This window comes from Halomonas sp. 3D7M, from assembly GCF_014897885.1.
Classification (GTDB): domain Bacteria; phylum Pseudomonadota; class Gammaproteobacteria; order Pseudomonadales; family Halomonadaceae; genus Vreelandella.
The window spans coordinates 1-849 of sequence record NZ_JABUZF010000273.1 but is presented as its reverse complement, the minus strand read 5'-3'; the positions used below and the strand labels follow the sequence as shown (position 1 = coordinate 849).

General features: G+C 56.3%; 1 pseudogene. It reads right to left on the bottom strand.

From position 1 onward, the window contains the following. Positions 1–26: 26 nt before the first annotated feature. Positions 27–849 (bottom strand): annotated as a pseudogene (locus INT22_RS19715) (IS3 family transposase); the annotation flags it as partial.

Sequence of the window (849 nt, the reverse complement as noted above, 5' to 3'; positions counted from 1 at the left end):
GTGGGTCGGTTTAATGGCGCTTACTTTTGATTGGGCTTTCCAGGTTCGATTAAAAAAAGGGTAACACCACGTTGATGAGCCCACGTCAGCATGGCGCGTCCGCAGAACTCCTTCCCATTATCCGTACGAAGGGCACTTGGAAGCCCACGTTGTAGCGCTAGATGATCCAGAATCCGTGTTAACGACAGCCCGTCAATGGCACGGTCAGGCACGATAGCCACGGCTTCATGGGTAGCGTCGTCGACAATAGTGAGGTTCTTGATCACTCTCCCTTCCGCCGTGCGGTCAAACACAAAATCCATTGACCAGACCTGATTGGCAGCACCAGGGCGGCCCAGGGGCTTGCGTTCAGACAGGGGAATCTTCTTACGCTTGCGTCGCTTTACCTGCAACCGAGCCGCCGCGTAGAGGCGTTCGACGCGCTTGTGATTGACCTGTTAACCGGCTTGACGCAGCTTCAGGTAGATCATGCCCGCGCCGTAACGACGATGTCGGTGTGCCAAGGCAACAATGCGTTCACGTAATGTCTCATTGCGGTCAGGAGCCGGTTGGTAGCGCAATGCACTGGCACTCATACGCATGACACGGAGCGCTCGGCGCTCACTCAGGCCACGTGACACCATAAAACGCACCACGTCTCGACGTGCCGGGGCGCTCACCACTTTTTTCTCAGCGCCTCGCGAGTGACCTCCATCTCCAATAGCGACTCCGCGAGCAGCTTTTTCAGGCGTCCATTTTCGGCTTCAAGCTCTTTCAGTCGCTTGGCATCGGGGACGCTCATGCCGCCAAACCTGCTGCGCCAAAGGTAATAACTTGCTTCCGAGAAGTAAGCGTCCATTCCGCGACGTT